This is a genomic window from Magnetococcus sp. PR-3 (genome assembly GCF_036689865.1).
Taxonomy (GTDB): Bacteria; Pseudomonadota; Magnetococcia; order Magnetococcales; family Magnetococcaceae; genus Magnetococcus.
The window spans coordinates 1-17,015 of sequence record NZ_JBAHUQ010000017.1 but is presented as its reverse complement, the minus strand read 5'-3'; the positions used below and the strand labels follow the sequence as shown (position 1 = coordinate 17,015).

The 17,015-nt window shown below is 52.9% G+C and carries 19 protein-coding genes; 17 read left to right on the top strand and 2 right to left on the bottom strand.

Annotated elements, in window-relative coordinates:
- Positions 1-81: 81 nt before the first annotated feature.
- Both nifA and V5T57_RS11300 read right to left on the bottom strand, forming a co-directional pair.
- The gene (gene nifA, locus V5T57_RS11305; RefSeq protein ID WP_332891323.1) at positions 82-1,722 is read right to left on the bottom strand and encodes a nif-specific transcriptional activator NifA; all 1,641 of its coding nucleotides are present in this window, start codon (positions 1,720-1,722) and stop codon (positions 82-84) included.
- Positions 1,723-2,055: 333 nt separating this feature from the next.
- Positions 2,056-2,919, bottom strand: coding sequence for an NAD(+)--dinitrogen-reductase ADP-D-ribosyltransferase (locus tag V5T57_RS11300; RefSeq protein ID WP_332891322.1), 864 nt, complete (start codon positions 2,917-2,919; stop codon positions 2,056-2,058).
- A gap of 214 nt (positions 2,920-3,133) precedes the next feature.
- Here V5T57_RS11300 and nifH point away from each other — a divergent pair, with 214 nt between their 5' ends.
- The 17 genes from nifH to V5T57_RS11215 all read left to right on the top strand — a co-directional run.
- Positions 3,134-4,018, top strand: coding sequence for a nitrogenase iron protein (nifH, locus tag V5T57_RS11295; RefSeq protein WP_332891321.1), 885 nt, complete (start codon positions 3,134-3,136; stop codon positions 4,016-4,018).
- 116 nt (positions 4,019-4,134) lie between these two features.
- Positions 4,135-5,580 carry a nitrogenase molybdenum-iron protein alpha chain gene (nifD, locus tag V5T57_RS11290; RefSeq protein ID WP_332891320.1) on the top strand — a complete coding sequence of 482 codons (1,446 nt, stop codon included), beginning with the start codon at positions 4,135-4,137 and terminating at the stop codon, positions 5,578-5,580.
- A gap of 237 nt (positions 5,581-5,817) precedes the next feature.
- Complete coding sequence (gene nifK / locus V5T57_RS11285) at positions 5,818-7,389, top strand: nitrogenase molybdenum-iron protein subunit beta (protein WP_332891319.1); 1,572 nt, start codon at positions 5,818-5,820, stop codon at positions 7,387-7,389.
- 72 nt (positions 7,390-7,461) lie between these two features.
- Positions 7,462-7,677 carry a putative nitrogen fixation protein NifT gene (nifT, locus tag V5T57_RS11280; protein WP_332891318.1) on the top strand — a complete coding sequence of 72 codons (216 nt, stop codon included), beginning with the start codon at positions 7,462-7,464 and terminating at the stop codon, positions 7,675-7,677.
- A 35-nt stretch (positions 7,678-7,712) separates the two neighbouring features.
- On the top strand, positions 7,713-8,396 hold the full coding sequence (locus V5T57_RS11275) for a NifB/NifX family molybdenum-iron cluster-binding protein (protein WP_332891317.1): 684 nt from the start codon (positions 7,713-7,715) through the stop codon (positions 8,394-8,396).
- A 537-nt stretch (positions 8,397-8,933) separates the two neighbouring features.
- Entirely contained in the window at positions 8,934-10,322 is a 1,389-nt protein-coding gene (nifE, locus tag V5T57_RS11270) for a nitrogenase iron-molybdenum cofactor biosynthesis protein NifE (protein WP_332891316.1), read from the top strand.
- Positions 10,322-11,743, top strand: coding sequence for a nitrogenase iron-molybdenum cofactor biosynthesis protein NifN (gene nifN, locus V5T57_RS11265; protein WP_332891315.1), 1,422 nt, complete (start codon positions 10,322-10,324; stop codon positions 11,741-11,743). Before nifE ends, nifN begins: the two co-directional genes overlap by 1 nt.
- Entirely contained in the window at positions 11,709-12,194 is a 486-nt protein-coding gene (locus V5T57_RS11260) for a NifB/NifX family molybdenum-iron cluster-binding protein (protein ID WP_332891314.1), read from the top strand. Before nifN ends, V5T57_RS11260 begins: the two co-directional genes overlap by 35 nt.
- Before the next feature lie 41 nt (positions 12,195-12,235).
- A complete protein-coding gene (locus tag V5T57_RS11255; RefSeq protein ID WP_332891313.1) occupies positions 12,236-12,685 on the top strand; it encodes a NifX-associated nitrogen fixation protein in 450 nt (149 codons plus the stop codon).
- A gap of 43 nt (positions 12,686-12,728) precedes the next feature.
- Positions 12,729-13,043 (top strand): ferredoxin III, nif-specific, encoded by a 315-nt coding sequence (fdxB, locus tag V5T57_RS11250; protein ID WP_332891312.1) that lies wholly within the window; start codon positions 12,729-12,731, stop codon positions 13,041-13,043.
- A gap of 23 nt (positions 13,044-13,066) precedes the next feature.
- The gene (gene nifV, locus V5T57_RS11245; protein ID WP_332891311.1) at positions 13,067-14,242 is read left to right on the top strand and encodes a homocitrate synthase; all 1,176 of its coding nucleotides are present in this window, start codon (positions 13,067-13,069) and stop codon (positions 14,240-14,242) included.
- A 54-nt stretch (positions 14,243-14,296) separates the two neighbouring features.
- Entirely contained in the window at positions 14,297-14,815 is a 519-nt protein-coding gene (locus V5T57_RS11240; RefSeq protein WP_332891310.1) for a nitrogen fixation protein NifZ, read from the top strand.
- A 24-nt stretch (positions 14,816-14,839) separates the two neighbouring features.
- Complete coding sequence (locus tag V5T57_RS11235; RefSeq protein WP_332891309.1) at positions 14,840-15,211, top strand: 2Fe-2S iron-sulfur cluster-binding protein; 372 nt, start codon at positions 14,840-14,842, stop codon at positions 15,209-15,211.
- Entirely contained in the window at positions 15,208-15,822 is a 615-nt protein-coding gene (locus V5T57_RS11230; RefSeq protein WP_332891308.1) for a hypothetical protein, read from the top strand. The genes V5T57_RS11235 and V5T57_RS11230 overlap by 4 nt, the downstream gene beginning before the upstream one ends.
- An 18-nt stretch (positions 15,823-15,840) precedes the next feature.
- Complete coding sequence (locus V5T57_RS11225) at positions 15,841-16,035, top strand: CCE_0567 family metalloprotein (protein ID WP_332891307.1); 195 nt, start codon at positions 15,841-15,843, stop codon at positions 16,033-16,035.
- Between the two features lie 2 nt (positions 16,036-16,037).
- Positions 16,038-16,349: a hypothetical protein gene (locus tag V5T57_RS11220; RefSeq protein WP_332891306.1), complete on the top strand. Its 312-nt coding sequence runs from the start codon at positions 16,038-16,040 to the stop codon at positions 16,347-16,349.
- A 484-nt stretch (positions 16,350-16,833) separates the two neighbouring features.
- Positions 16,834-17,015: transposase (locus V5T57_RS11215; protein WP_332891305.1), on the top strand; the 182-nt coding region annotated here is incomplete at its 3' end.

The window sequence follows — 17,015 nt, the reverse complement described above, 5'->3', positions numbered from 1 at the left end:
TAATCCAGTCAAGGGCTAGACCCTCTTTAAAAAAAAAGCCGGTGAATGATCACCGGCTTTTTTGGTCTGTAAAAGGTCTTTTTAGAGATTACGCATGGGGATATTCAGAACCTTGATTCGATAGGCCACCTGCCTCGGGGTCATCCCTAACAACCTGGCCGCCTTGGCCTGCACCCATCCTGCCTGCTCCAAAGCTGCCATCACACGCTCCCGTTCCTCCAAGGTGGGATCCTGCAGATCACTTTTAAGGGGGGTGGTGCTATTCTGGATGCTGTGCTGCGCAGGCAGTACCAACGGCTCCCGCCCTGCCCCGTGGGCAAACTGAATGTTGGATGCATCAATATGGCCTTCATGGCTGAGCACAGAGGCCCGCTCCAGACAGTTCTCCAGCTCACGCACATTACCGGCCCACTCATACATCATCAAACGACGAATGGCCTCTTTGGTGATACTCAAAGGCCGCTCTTGCTTATTGGCAATACGCCCCAACAGTGCCTCGGTTAACATGGGTAGATCCTGCATCCGCTCCCGCAGGGCGGGAATCTCAATGGGCAGCACATAGAGACGGTAGAAGAGATCTGCACGGAACTGTCCACTCTGGGAGCGGGCCAGCAGATCCTGATTGGTGGCGGTGACGATGCGCACATTAACCCGAATGGTACGGGTGCCCCCGACACGCTCAAACTCCCCCTCCTGCAGTACGCGCAAAAGCTTGCTCTGGAATGAGGGGGAGATCTCTCCAATCTCATCCAAAAAAAGCGTCCCCCCGTCGGCCATCTCAAAACGACCCTTACGGGTGCCAATGGCGCCAGTAAAGGCCCCTTTTTCATGACCAAACAGTTCTGACTCCAGCAGATTATCTGAAAGAGCGGCACAGTTGACCTTAACAAAAGGGCGATTGGCTCGGGCGCTGTGATAGTGGATGGTGTGGGCCACCAGCTCTTTACCTGTCCCGGACTCCCCGGTAATTAATACCGTGCTGTCCCACTGGGCCGCTTTAAGGGCCAGATCCATTACCGCCTGCATAGAGGGATCCTCCCCCAGCAGCACCTTATCGGAGGGAACATCCCGCTGGATGCGCATAGCGGTACTTAAACTGGCCCGGCTACTATCTATTGCCTGCTTTTCATTGAGCATTGATTGGAGTTGATCATAACGTTGCGCACAGCGCACCTTCTGGGCGATGAGATTACCCACCATCTCCAAAAAGTGGGCTTGCTCCTGCAAAAAAGCTCGGTTGCCAAACACTGGCTGAGCCGCTAGCACCCCAGCCGGTTTATCATTCAGCAGCAGAGGAACGCCAATAAAGGGCAACTCAGGATCCAGCAACCCCAGACGGTGTAAAAAACGCTGCTCATTGGCGGGAATTTCACAAATGTAGGTATTTCCATTCTCGATGATGGACCCCATAATTCCCTCGCCAGGACGGTAGGTGATGGGATCACTGATCGGCATAAAGCCATCGTTGTTATTATGGATGGCCCGCACCAACAACCCCCCACTCTCCGGGTCACTGAGGGTAATGACGCTCTTGCTCATACCCGCCATCTGCTCGACAGCTTCCAAAACACCATCAAGAAGGGTGGTGAGATTACCCTCTTCTCCCAAAATTCGACTAACCTGATGGAGCGCTTCTAGTTGTGATGAGATGAGAGCAGCCCGCGTCAGGTGCAAAAAGGAACCAGATTCACGTCGCTCAACAGGAATAAAAGTCGGGTTCATCTTGATTCTCCAAAACACAGAGTTGTCATCCGCCCATGCGGTAATGGCATCTTCAGCCCACCCTCTCCACCATAGGGAAATCCAGCAAGCCGTGGCGCTTTATTCATAGTACGTCGCGCTCTACAGACCGACTTCTCACTTCATAAAGCATGCCAACCACGTTTCTAAGCTTTGTCAAGATGTTATGCATACATTACTATTCAATTAACCCATTTTATCCGCTCATTTACTATGCACCCTCCCCCTGTTTGGATAAAAAAAAGGCAGTTCCATTGATTGTTCATCACATCGGGCATGGCCTATTTTCTACCCATTCTCTCTCACTGCGTAACTTTACATCGTGCAGATTTTCACATCCACTAAGCCACCGATCACCATCACCTCCTCCTCCCCCTTGAGCAGACCAGGAAAGAGAGCGTTGTAGCAGAACACCTTATAGACAGGGATTTCTACCTCCATAATATAGTCGCCAAACTCATCGGCCCGGTCCCGATCTTCGGTAAACGAGCTAAGGTTATTAAGCAGCACCACCCGCCGCCCCTTTTCACCCCGCGCCAGCACCTCATATTGATCCACCTGATTCACACCCCGATAGAGCATCCAGTGAACTTGACTGGGAAAACGGCGTTGTAGCTCATACTGACAGTACGCATAGACCAGATCCAACTGAGACTCCAGAGCATTGGTGTTGTAGAGTCCATTGGCCTGCATGCTTAAATAGCGGGTGTAGGCCTCGCTGTGGCAATCATCCAAAACCCCTTCATGCCAGCGGGGCAACAGCCCAAATCGGGAGACCACCCACCCCTTGATCACCGCTGCCTCCTGACCATCCGGATTAAACAACCACCCCCTGAGCATGCGCCGGTAATCTGCCTTAATGCGTTGAAAACGGCTACCGGGCGTATACCCCGCCTCCTCCGGGTGCTCCAGAGTAAAATGTACTGTCATATAGTCCTGAAAAAGTTGGGCGCGCTCTTTTTTCTTCTTCATCGTATCCAATTTTTCAAAAAGCCGTTTGTGCAGGGTATGGCTGCCCACAATCTCCAGTGGCACAGGGTGTTTCTGATAGCCTAACGAGCCCAAAACATCAGCGGTAAAGTTGCAACGGTTGAATCTCTGCTGCCCATGCTCTGGCAACTCCAGGCTCAGCTCACTCCAATTGTCTGCAACCCTACAATCCTTCTTATTTTGTCGCATTTAACACCCTCCCGGCACCGTTAAAACACTGTTTTTTATTCAATCATTCCAACACCTTGCACTCTTTGTACCAGCTTGGTACAGGGTCTGCGTTATAGCAGGGCAGGCTAACGAAATTTCTGTTGTTCCCGGTGACCAGCTTGGACGGGATCGAAGTTTCATAACAAGCGATCTATTCGCAACGAAACTACTGACGGACTTAAGGAGAATCACCATGGCACTGCGTCAATGCGCAATTTACGGTAAAGGCGGTATCGGCAAATCCACCACCACTCAGAACCTGGTGGCTGGTTTAGCTGAAGCGGGAAATAAAATCATGATCGTGGGCTGCGACCCTAAGGCAGACTCCACACGTCTGATCCTGCACTCCAAGGCACAGAACACCATCATGCACTTGGCTGCTGAAGCCGGGAGTGTGGAAGATCTGGAGCTGGAAGATGTATTGAAAGAGGGTTACGGCGGCATCAAGTGTGTGGAGTCCGGCGGTCCTGAGCCCGGCGTGGGCTGTGCAGGCCGTGGTGTGATCACCGCCATCAACTTCCTGGAAGAGGAAGGGGCCTACGAAGAGGACCTGGACTTTGTATTCTACGACGTGCTCGGTGACGTGGTGTGTGGCGGTTTCGCTATGCCTATCCGTCAGAACAAAGCACAAGAGATCTACATTGTGGTATCCGGTGAGATGATGGCTATGTACGCCGCTAACAACATCGCCAAGGGTATTGTGAAGTACGCCAGCTCCGGTAACGTGCGTCTGGCCGGTCTGATCTGTAACTCCCGTAATGTAGACCGTGAAGATGAGCTGATTGTAGCGCTGGCTGAAGCTCTGGGCACCAAGATGATTCATTTTGTTCCTCGTGACAACGTGGTTCAACGTGCTGAGATCCGTCGTATGACTGTGATTGAGTACGATCCTAAAGCAGGCCAGGCAGACCAGTACCGCCAGCTTTCAAAAAAGATCTATGATAACAAAAATATGGTTGTCCCAACGCCTCTAACCATGGATGAGTTGGAAGACCTGCTGATGAAATACGGCATGCTGGAGGAAGAGGATGAGTCCATCATCGGTCAGACCGCTGATGAAGAAGTAGCAACAGCTTAAGCAACTAATCCCTCTTTTAGAATCCACTCTCTGGCACACCAGCCGTGTGTCAGAGAGCCAATCTCCCTGACGTGATGCACAGATTAGTGCTCCCAGGGTGTGAATTGGAGAAAAAAATGGCTGCTACATTGACCCGTGAAGAGGCGCAAAGCCTCATTGATGAGGTACTTGAGGTTTATCCCGATAGTGCCAAGAAGGATCGCGCAAAGCATTTGGCTGTCAACGATCCTGAAGTAACCCAATCGAAAAAATGCATCACCTCCAACCGTAAATCCTTGCCCGGCACGATGACCATTCGCGGTTGCGCCTACGCAGGCTCTAAGGGTGTGGTTTGGGGGCCCATTAAAGATATGATCCACCTCTCTCATGGTCCGGTGGGTTGTGGTCAGTACTCCCGGGCTGGGCGTCGTAACTACTATGTGGGTCACACCGGGGTAAACACCTTCGGTACCATGAACTTCACATCCGACTTCCAGGAAAAAGATGTGGTGTTCGGTGGGGACAAAAAGCTGGAGAAGATCGTTCATGAAGCGGAAGGTCTCTTCCCCTTAATGAAAGGTATGTCCGTTCAGTCTGAGTGCCCGATCGGTCTGATTGGGGATGATATCGAGGCGGTTGCCCGTAAAACTGGAGAAGCGATCAACAAGCCGGTTGTTCCTGTTCGCTGTGAAGGTTTCCGTGGGGTCTCTCAATCTCTGGGTCACCACATCGCCAACGATGCGGTACGGGACTGGGTCTTAGATCGCCGCGAAGGTAAGTTGCCTGAGCCCGGCCCTTATGATGTCTCCATCATCGGTGACTACAACATCGGCGGAGATGCCTGGGCCTCCCGGATCTTGCTGGAAGAGATGGGCCTGAATGTGGTGGCTCAGTGGTCCGGTGACGGCACCCTCTCCGAGATGGAGATGACCCCTGCAGTACAACTGAACCTGATCCACTGCTACCGCTCCATGAACTACATCTCCCGTCATATGGAAGCCAAGTTTGGCATTCCCTGGATGGAGTATAACTTCTTTGGCCCCACCAAGATTGCCGAATCTCTGCGCAAGATTGCTGAACAGTTTGATGACACCATCAAAGAGGGTGCTGAGCGGGTGATCGCCAAGTACACCCCCATCATGCAAGGGGTTATCGACAAGTATCGCCCTCGTCTAGAAGGCAAGAAGGTCATGCTCTACATCGGTGGTTTACGCCCTCGTCACGTCATCGGGGCCTATGAAGATCTAGGCATGGAGGTGGTGGGTACCGGTTATGAGTTTGGTCATAATGATGACTACGACCGAACCCTGCCTGAGATGAAGGACTCCACCCTTATCTATGATGATGTCACCGGTTACGAATTTGAAAAGTTCGTTGAGCGGGTTCAACCCGACCTGATCGGTAGTGGCATTAAGGAGAAGTACATCTTCCAGAAGATGGGTATTCCTTTCCGTCAGATGCACTCCTGGGACTACTCCGGCCCCTATCACGGTTACGATGGCTTCTCCATCTTTGCACGAGATATGGATATGACCGTGAACAACCCCTGCTGGGGCACTATGAAGGCCCCTTGGAAGCAGTAATCTGCGGATCTTCGTGACACCTGGATAGCGGGTATCACAAGCCGATTCCGTTCAAGTACGGCATGCGATTTGGTTGAGTTCAAACGGGCCTGGGAGCAGCGGGTAGCAGGTGTGTTGTCACATGGTAAAACAGACCACCTGCCCACCCGCGCTCTGTGGCGCGAACAGAATTGGCTTGCCTCAAATAGACATCTTATCCGCCAGTCCACAGATTAGTGGCGCGGAAGGAGCGATAAAATGAGTAACACTGTCGAAGATATCAAACCCTGTTTCCCCCTGTTTCGTGATGAAGAGTACATCGAGTCCATCACAAACAAGCAGAAGAAGTATGAAGAGAAGGTGGATGATGAGAAGCTGGAAGAGATGTACCAGTGGACCACATCTCCAGAGTACAAAGAGCTGAACTTCCAGCGGGAAGCCCTCACCATTAACCCAGCTAAGGCGTGTCAGCCTTTGGGTTCTGTGCTCTGCTCGCTGGGCTTTAAGGGTACCCTGCCCTATGTGCATGGCTCCCAAGGATGTGTAGCTTACTTCCGCACCTACTTTAACCGTCACTTCAAAGAGCCCATCGCGTGTGTATCGGACTCCATGACTGAAGATGCCGCTGTGTTTGGTGGCCACAAGAACATGGATGCTGGCCTGGAGAATGCCAACGCTCTTTACAAGCCAGATATGATCGCTGTTTCCACCACCTGTATGGCGGAGGTGATCGGTGATGATCTGCACTCTTTCATCACCAACGCCAAGAAAAAAGGCAGCGTTCCCCAGGAACTGCCTGTACCTTCCGCTCACACCCCCAGCTTTGTGGGTAGCCACATCACCGGGTGGGACAACATGATGGAAGGGATCATCCGTTACTTCACCCTGGATAAGCACGAGAGTGCCGTGGTGGGTTCCAACGGTAAGATCAATCTGGTTCCCGGTTTTGAGACCTATCTGGGCAATTACCGGATTCTTAAACGTTACATGGAAGAGATGGATGTCCCCTACACCCTGCTCTCCGATCCCTCAGAGGTGCTCGACACACCAGCGGATGGTAAGTATCGCATGTACGAAGGCGGCACCGAACTGGAGGATGTAAAAGATACCCCCAATGCCATCGATACACTGCTACTTCAGCCTTGGGGTCTGGTAAAGACCAAAAAGTATCTCAAGGATACTTGGCAGCAGCCCCTCAACGTCGTTAACCCCCCCATGGGTCTGACCTGGACCGATGAGTATCTGATGAAGATCTCAGAACTCACTGGCAAGCCTATCCCTGCATCCATCGAGTTGGAACGGGGCCGTCTGGTAGATATGATTACCGACTCCCACTCCTGGTTACACGGTAAGAAGTTCAGCCTCTTTGGTGATCCAGACTTCCTCATGGGGATGAGCAACTTCCTCATGGAGCTTGGGGCCGAGCCGGTACATATTCTCTGCAACAATGCCAATAAACGTTGGGGCAAAGCGATGACCAAAATGTTGCGCGACTCCCCTTATGGTCAAGAAACCGAAGTGCATGTTGGTAAAGATCTGTGGCACTTCCGCTCTTTGGTGTTTGACCGCAAGCCCGACTTCATGATCGGCAACAGCTACGGCAAGTTCATCCAGCGAGACACCTTGCACAAAGGTAAAGAGCATGAAGTAAAGCTGATTCGCCTTGGCTTCCCCATCCATGATCGTCACCACCTACACCGCTCCACCACCTTGGGTTACGAGGGAGCTATGACCATTCTCACCACCCTGGTTAACGCGGTACTGGAAGATCTGGACGAAAAGACCATGGGCTATGGTACGACGGATTATAACTACGATTTAGTACGTTAATTCAGATACCACCAGAGCCACTCCACCCCTGGGTGGAGTGGCTTACCCTTTTATATTATAAGGAGAGAGCCCATGCCCAAGGTGATGATGCGTAGAGACGATCAAGGGGTACTGACCTGCTATATACCCAAGAAAGATCTAGAGGCCAAAGTGATCTCCATCGAGTTTGATGATGCAGAAAAATTTGGCGGTAATTTTGAGTTGGATGATGGCACACGGCTCAAGTTTGATCCCATTTGCCCCGTACCGAACCTCCCCATTGAGGTACGTGCCAACCGGGGCGACTAATTTCCCCCACCCCTCTTAACCCAACGAGGTGGAAGATGGCCAAGAACACCGAACTCGCCCTTCGCATGGGGATCGCGACCAAGCAGATCTCCAATCTGGAACCCAAGCAGTTAGTAACCCTTCTGGAGTCCCTGCTGGGTCTACCCTTTACCCCTAAAAAATTTGCTAAACTGGACAAGAGTGCCTTCTCTTCCGGCCTGCAGAAGATCCTGGGCAGTGCCCCGGATACGGCCCAGTTAGACAGCGCTTATACCCTGCTGGTAGAAGGCCCCAATGCGCAGATTCTAGAGACGTTGCAGGAGAACCGAAAAGAGATTCCCAAAGAGCCCAACTCGGTGCGTGTCGCCACCGCGTCACAAACCGATGGACAGACCGATGGCCACTTTGGTTCCTGCAGCCAGTTTGAGATCTATGATGTCTCCCCCGGTGCTATTACACAGGTGGATCGACGTTCAACGCTGCATCTCTATGCGGAGAAGATGACCGATGATCCCGCCATTAAGAACGATCCTCGTGTGGCGCTGATTAATGACTGCAATCTGCTTTTTGTGGTCTCCGTTGGTGGCCCTGCTGCGGCCAAAGTAGTACGGGCGGGCATCCACCCCATGAAGTTTCCAAAAGGGGGGACCTCCCAAACCCTGCTCGAGGATCTGCAAAAAACCTTAGCAGATGCCCCACCCCCCTGGCTGGCCAAAGTAATGGCTAAGTCCGTGGCGTAAAGGGAACGGGTCTCTGGCCGGGGAGAATAGGCTCCCTGGCTTTGAGCACACCCATTTAACCTAGATTCGGCAGTTAGGGGTGATGACAAGGTGTACTATAGGAGTGTGCATCGTGCGTTTGTAAAAACCGCAGTCACCTTGTTGGTCATAAGGCTTTTGCAAGCGCTTAGAGGGTGCGTTAAGTAAGGCACACAACTACCGAATCTAGGTTTAAACTTCTGCTATTCGTTTAGCTATCCCCTCCCCTAGACCTCCTCTAGATACGCTATACGCTCATTTCCAGGGAAACCGAACCTCTCTATCTCCCCCCTACAGTTGCATTCGCTCTCTCCTTCCCATCCTCCGCTTTTCCATTATAAAAACAGCCTGCCCTAAAGCCGTGTCGCAAAGCTTACAAAAACCCTTCAATCGCACAACAACGACAACACAAACTCAACTGTTATCCTTTTATTTCATAATCTTATACTTGGCATTCTGTTTGAAGCAGAGAACAGTAGGAGTGAGTTATTTTTTATTAAACCTTCATGGAGAGGGCCCATGAAACAGCAAGAGATTGCGGAGTTGCTCGATGAGCCAGCATGCGAACACAACGATAAGTCTAAATCGGGGTGTGCCAAGCTAAAACCCGGAGCAACCGCTGGGGGATGCAGTTTTGATGGCAGCATGATCGCCCTTTTCCCCATTGCGGATGTGGCACACATTGTACACGGCTCCATCGCCTGTGCAGGTAGTTCCTGGGATGGTCGGGGCGCGCGCTCTTCGGGGCCTGCACTCTACCGCCTGGGTATGACCACCGACCTCACAGAGCAGGACATCATTATGGGTCGGGGGGAAAAACGGCTGCTACACGGCATCAAACAGGCCATCACCCGTTATAAACCGGCTGCCGTGTTTGTCTACCAAACCTGCATCCCGGCACTCATCGGTGATGATTTAGATGCCATCTGTACAGCAGCCTCCGAGCGCTACGATATTCCCGTTATTCCAGTAGATTCTGCTGGCTTTTACGGCACCAAGAACCTGGGTAACCGAATCGCCGGTGAGGCGGTTTTAAAACATGTGGTAGGCAGCGCTGAGCCGGATCCCATTCCTGAATCCGCCCAACGCCCCGGTATCAAGGTACACAACATCAATCTGATTGGTGAGTTCAATATTGCCGGTGAGTTTTGGCATGTGCACCCTCTTCTGGATAAGTTGGGTTTGCGGGTGCTCTGCACGCTCTCAGGGGATACCCGCTTTAACGATGTGCAGGTCATGCACCGCTCAGAGGCCAACATGCTGGTCTGCTCCAAAGCATTGATCAACCTCTCCCGCAAGTTGGAAGAGCGCTACCACACGCCTTGGTTTGAGGGCAGCTTTTATGGGGTACGGGATATGTCCCACGCGCTGCGCAGCTTTGCTGAGCTGATCAATGACCCAGATCTCACCCAACGCACCGAGACGCTCATTGCACAGGAAGAGGCCCGCATTGATGCCGCTTTGGTGCCCTGGCGAAAGAAGCTGAAAGGCAAACGAGCACTGCTCTACACCGGGGGAGTAAAATCCTGGTCTGTGGTCTCCGCACTACAGGATTTGGGGATGGAAGTGGTGGCTACCGGTACACGTAAATCCACCGAACAGGATAAGGCCCGCATCAAGGCGTTGATGGGGGAAGAAGCGATTATGCTTGAAGAGGGCAAACCCCGTCTGCTGCTGGATATTGTAGCGCAACAGAAAGCAGATGTGCTGATTGCCGGTGGACGCAACATGTTCACCGCCCTCAAAGGGCGGGTCCCCTTCCTGGATATCAACCAGGAGCGGGAATACGCCTATGCCGGGTATGAAGGAATGCTAGAACTTGCCAAGCAGCTCTGCATCACCATAGACAGTCCCGTCTGGTCCATCGCCCGCAGCGATGCCCCTTGGCAGCAAGAGGAGATGGTGTAATGGCTCAGTTAATTGGACGCAAAAAAGCGCTGGCTGTAGAGCCGGCCAAAGCGAGTCAACCGGTAGGGGCCACCCTGGCCTTCATGGGCATTGAAGGGGCCATCCCCATGCTTCACGGTTCACAAGGCTGCACCGCATTTACCAAAGTGTTCTTTGTGCGCCATTTCCGCGAACCCATCCCTTTGCAAACCACCGCCATGGATCAGGTCTCTACGGTGATGGGGGGGGATGATAACATTACCGAAGGACTGAATGTACTGTGCAGCAATGAGCAGACCCGTGTGGTGGGTCTGGTAACCACTGGGTTAACCGAATGTCAGGGTTCCGATGTGCACCGGGTGGTGCGCCAGTTTCGTGAAAACTACCCCCAGCATGCCCAGACAGAGGTAATTACAGTGAATACCCCCGACTTCAGTGGCGCGCTGGAGAGTGGTTATGGCCGGGCGGTGGGCGCCTTTATTCGCAGCTGGGTGCCCGAAGAGAGAATGGCTCTACTGCAACGGGATTCACAACGCATCAATATTTTAGTCGGCCCCAATCTCACCCCAGGGGATATTGAAGCGCTCAAAGACATCGTACAGGAATTTGATCTCAACCCCATCGTGATGCCGGACATCTCCCGCTCTCTCGATGGCCACCTGAACGACTCGGAATTCTCCCCTGTGACCACCGGGGGAGCCACTATTGAAGACTTCAAAAAAGCGAGCTACGCCCACGCTACATTGGTGATCGGCAGCGGCATGAACATCTGCGCCGACCTCCTTAAGGAGCGCACCGGGGTGGAAGATCATCGTTTTGAGAGCCTTATGGGTGCCGGGGCCATGGATCGACTGCTTATGCTGCTCTCCAAACTGAGTCGCAAACCAGTTCCCAGTCGCTACACCCACCAGCGCAAACAGTACCAGGATGCCTTGCTGGACACCCATTTTTTCCTCACTCGGCGCAAAGTGGCTATCGCGGGGGATCCCGAGATGCTGCTCAGTTGGCACCCCTTCTTTATGGAGTGTGGATTGGATCCTGTAGCGATAGTCAGCTCCATGGGCAGCAATGAGCTAAAAGCGAGCCCTTACGAAACGGTCAAGATTGGAGATCTGGAAGATCTTCAGGATATGGCCCAGAGCAGTGAGGCTGATCTGTTCATCGGCAACAGCCATGTGGCGGAGTTGGCGGAGCGGAACCACAGCCCCATCCTGCGTGCCGGCTACCCCCTCTACGATCAGATTGGGGCTCAGTCCCGCTGCTGGATCGGCTATCAGGGAGGATGTCAGGCCCTATTTGACCTGGCCAATCTGATGATGCATCGGGAGAAACATGGCCTGGAGCCCTACCGCTCCCCCTACCGAGTGGAACCAGCGGTGAATGATCAACCACAGGAGGAGCAGACCCATGAGCAGTTCACCGCGTCGTCTCAAGGTGGTTGATTCCACCTCCCATGAGGTCGCGGTACAGCCTGGACTCACCGTTGCCTTTGCCACAGGGGATTTGCAGAACGTGGATCAACACTTCGGCACCTGCCGCAAGTTTGCCCTCTATCTAATCCATCCCAGCGGCAGCCAACTACAGGAGGTGATTACCTTTGAGGAGGAAAAACAGGATGGCAATGAAGCCAAACTGCCCCCTCGACTAAAGGCCCTTGCCCCCTGCCAAGCAATCTACTGTTTGGCCGTAGGAGGTTCCGCCGCCCGTCAGTTGCTGGCCCAGGGTACAAGCCCCATCCGACTCGATGAGAAAATGCGCATCGAAACATTGATCGGCGAAATCCGCCACAAGATGCAGTATGACCCAGCCCCATGGATGAGCTGGAGTAAAAGCCTAATGGATAAAAAAATCTGCAATTTCGACGCTGAGTTGGACGAGCAGTGGGAAGAATAAACGGGGCATAACCTGCCCCAGAAATCAAGGAAATCAATATCATGAGTGATACAACCATTTATGAGTCTGACTTTTTTCAGGAGATGATCAAACAACTCCGCGCCCTGGACACCTATGGAGTACAAGACAAGCAGACCCCGGAAAAGCTACTCACCCCCTACTTTATCACCAAAGCACAGCGTAAAGAGATCCCCGTTGTGGGGGATCCGAATCCAGCTACCATCTCCCGCGTGGCTGCCTTCTACAACGCCATATCCATGCTCATTGAGCAAGAGTGCAACCTAATGGCTAAGCCCATCATCAACATTAGCCACGAAGGGTTCGGCACAGTGCACATTCTGGTTGGCAAGTTGGTGGCACTGGATCGAGTGCTGCGGGATGTCCACCGCTTCGGTTTTGAGGATGCCTCCAAGATGAAAGATGAGGCGGACAAACTGCTCAGCGTCGCCATTGCACTGATTGGAAAATATCCCGATGTAGCTGGCATGTAAGCATAACGACACAGCAAGTAACCCTTTGAACTGGAGTGAAACAATGGGTGTTTTTACCAGCATCACACGGGGAGGCAATGATTGGACTCCCGAATTTATCGTCAACCTAAACCACAAAAACTGCATCGGCTGTGGGCGCTGCTACAAGGTGTGCCCACGGGATGTTTTTGAGCTGGTTGAGAGCGATGAAATTGAGAGTGATGAGGAGGAAGAAGATTGGGATGACGACGGCTTCGATGATGATGTGGCCTATGTAATGAGCATCGCCGATGCCGATGACTGTATCGGATGTGCCGCCTGTTCCCGGGTCTGCCCCAAGGATTGTCACAGCCACGCCGAGATGGAGATTGCAGCCTAACCAGCTGCGTAAGGAGAGAGGTCATGACACTGCCTGTAATTCTTGATGATACCACTTTGCGGGATGGGGAGCAGTCAGCTGGTGTGGCTTTCACACAGGAAGAGAAGCTGCAGATCGCCACCCTACTGGACAGAGCCGGTGTGCCAGAGTTGGAGGTAGGTATTCCCGCTATGGGCCGTCAGGAGCGGGAGGAGATTCAAGCCATTGCCGGTTTGGGGCTGAAGGCCCGCCTTCTAGTCTGGCTGCGCATGCACACAGCCGATATCGCACACCTCCCCGGACTAGGTGTGCATATGGCCGACCTTTCTACCTCTGCATCGGATCAGCAGATTGTGCACAAGCTGAAAAAAGATCGTGCCTGGGTACTCTCCTCCATTGACCGTTTGGTTCGTCACACCATCGACAGCACCGGCATTGCCATCTGTCTGGGATGTGAGGATGCCTCGCGGGCCGATATGGATTTTCTCCTACAGATAGGGGAGACCGCCCAACGGGCGGGGGCCACGCGCCTGCGATTTGCCGACACCATGGGCATTATGGATCCCTTTACCACCTATGAGCGGTTTAAGCGGCTCAGGGAAAACCTGGATCTGGAGTTGGAGATCCACGCCCACAACGATCTGGGCTTGGCCACCGCCAACACCCTGGCCGCCATCCGAGGTGGCGCCACCCACGCCAACACCACAGTCAATGGCCTGGGTGAACGGGCTGGCAACGCGGCTCTGGAAGAGGTTGCGGTGGCTCTGGAGACCCTCCACGGGGGTTACAGTGGTATTGCCTATCACCATCTACAACCCCTTTCTGAAGCAGTGGCTACCGCTTCGGGGCGGGCTATATCGTGCCAAAAGAGCGTCGTTGGCAGTGCCGTCTTTCAACATGAGTCGGGCATCCATGTCGATGGCCTGCTTAAGGATCATCGCAACTATCAGGGGGTGGATCCCATCCCCTTGGGTCGGGAGCATGAGCTGATTTTGGGTAAACACTCTGGCCGTCGTGGGGTGGAGGCTGCCTACGCACGTCTGGGGATTATCCTATCCAGCGAGCAGGCCAGCCATCTGCTGGCTAAGGTGCGTCGTTTTGCCACCCGGCACAAGCGCCCCCCTCAACCCAATGAATTACGCCGCTTTTATCAACAGACCCAAATTTTTTCCACCCCGGTGCCCCATGGAGTGAGGCCATGGCAGCGCAGAGCGGGATAATCACAGGCGGCCCATCGGCCCCCTGTTAAGGAAGGCTTTAAAAGGAGTGAGACAATGGATCAAGCCATTATTGAGCAAAAATATCAGGATGGGCAGGCCCTTCGCTTGACCAAAACTATTCGTAACGATGGCACCTTTCCGGGAAAACGGACCGGGGAGATTCTCATCCGCCGAGGTACGGTGGGATATGTGCGTCGCGCAGGGGTCTTCCTGCAGGAGTATGTCATTTATGAGATGCACTTCATTGATGAGGATCTAGTGGTCGGGTGCCGCGAGTCGGAGTTGCAAGATGCGGAGCTTCCCTGGGTTAACACCGAATTTGAACCCCGTGACCGGGTGGTTGCCAAGGTGGAGATTAACAAAGAGGGACAGTTGCTCATCCCTGAGGGGGAGAACGGCACCATCACCGATGTTTTCACTGATGCCCCCCAGAAAGTGCGCTATCAGGTTCAGTTTGGTGAACGCTTTTTCACCCTGCCCGAACCGCTTTTAATGCATGCCCAAGAGTTGGATAACCACCCGGAGTATGTCTTTAACCAGACCCAAAAGGCGCTGGAAACCCCTATTGTTTAACGGCCCCCCCTAGAGGAGTAAGTTATGCCTAACATTACATTCAGTTCCCCCACCATGAGCCGGGATAAGACCGTCTATGCCATTGCCGGACACAACGGCACCATGCTGAGCATCGCGCACAAAGAGGATATCAAGATCCCTTTTGATTGCCAGGATGGTGAGTGTGGCTCCTGCATTATTGAAGTAAAACAGCTCTCTGGCAAACCCACCATGGGTATGCACCTGACCGATAAAGAGAAAGAGATTCTGCTCTCTCTGGGTAAAATCAGCAAAGATGAGATTGAGAAGTGTGAGGTCAATGATATCCCCCCCAAATACCGTTTGGCGTGTCAGTTTATCGCCCGAGATGAGGACGTTCTGGTGACCTTTTCAGGGCAGCCGACGGTTACCCCATGATCAACACAACCCCTAGTGGATTGGGCATTATACCCATTGCACAAGCCCCTCTAGAAGAATCGGAGCGGCCCGATATCAATAGCGGGCCTCCCCTCTCCTTTCACATTGGCTTTCGCAATGGACGTTTTGTAGGCTATCTGCGACGCCTGGAGACCACCGCCCCAGATAACGCCTACCACCGCTTCACCACCTCCATGTCTGGCTGCTTGAACTTTACCTACGAGCAGGAAGAGGCCCAAGGGTGGTGCCGTCAGCATCAGGTGGATGAGGAAACCTCTAAACGACTCTCCTGGGTGGGCCAATCCCCGCAAGCGCTGGGTATTGAACCTTGCTACTGGATTCTACAGGTGGATGATGAGGGTCACTTTGAGGAGGTCGGCGGCAAGCCTTGGCGAGGTAGGGATGAGAAGGTGGCCATGGCCACCTATGCGTTGGATTTTCTGGATGGGGAACGTTTGACCGACGAGATGGATGTGGATGCGGTTTTGGCCCGCTACAAAGCGGTGAAGTACGCCGACTATCTGGAGAATCTTATGCCTGGTGAGGTGGCCCTGAGTCTGGAGCAGTTCTCCACTGGCTTGGCTACGCGGGAGGCAGACCCCACCACATAGAGACAGTAAGGAGATACCATGTCAAATGAAGTAAAAGAGTTAAAAAAGAGCTTAGCAAAGCTCAAACGTATTGCATCAGAGACCGCCGGGGAGATCCACGATATTGTGGAAGATACCCTCTGGAGTGAATTTGATCGCCTGCCAGAGCTGAGTGAAGCGCTCGTAAGCCAGTGCAAAGAGGCCAAGGCATTCCAAAAAGAGAACGGACTGTAATCATGTTGGACCCCACCACAGTTGAAGAGCCTCAGATGCAGGACTACTACACCCTACTGACTCAGCACGGGGAGGAGCTACTGGAAGAAGGGGCCAATAGCGCGGCGGTGAAGGGACTGTTTGAGGCGTTAGCTACCCTGTTGGTCAAACCCTCACCCTTTAACCGGCGGATTTCTATGGTTCTACGTCATTCGGCACGAGCTTATCACACCAAAGATGAGTTGGCCGTGGAACATTTTGACAACCCCTTGCATTGCACTTTCTTTCTTAGGGATCTCTTTGCAGATCTCAAAAAGAAGGGGGCGCAGGCTTAACCCGCCACGCGTCCCACCCATCACAGTGGGTGTGCCTTCTCCCTCACTCCTTACACCCGCTGTGGCAAAGGGCGGCTCTGATGAGCCGCCCTTTCATCTCCCCTCACAGCACAATCAACACCTTGGCTGTTCCATATCTTCCAGTAAATCTTCTACACTCATTGATGAGGTGGATACACTTCTTCTGAGGCACCCCTGTCAACCAAATTCCAGTGGGCTGTTTTCCATATCTCCATAGCCCACAAGAACCCCACAAATTCCCTCGGGGTTGTGGAATTGTGGGAAACAGCCCTGTGTGGGAACTCGGTATTGACGTAACCTTTTCTTATTCGTGCGCCAAAGTACCAAACACCAAGTCGGTACGATTCAATGAACAGGGCCGCCATTTTCTGGTCGTTATGTACAACAAAGTTGAGGTGGTTACACTTTTTTGGACACTATTTCTGAGGGAGAATAGGACTCCCACATAAGAAGAGGTGTCTTGATGAGCAAACGACAATTGAAACGGTACACCCAGGAGTTCAAGGATCGTGCTGTCGACCTGATAAACAGCACGGATCAATCCGTGCCGGAGATCGCCGAGCAACTGGATGTCAATTCAAAGAACCTTTACAACTGGCGGGCACAAGCGGCAACCAAGAAAGCAGGCGGCAAATCTCCTGAAAC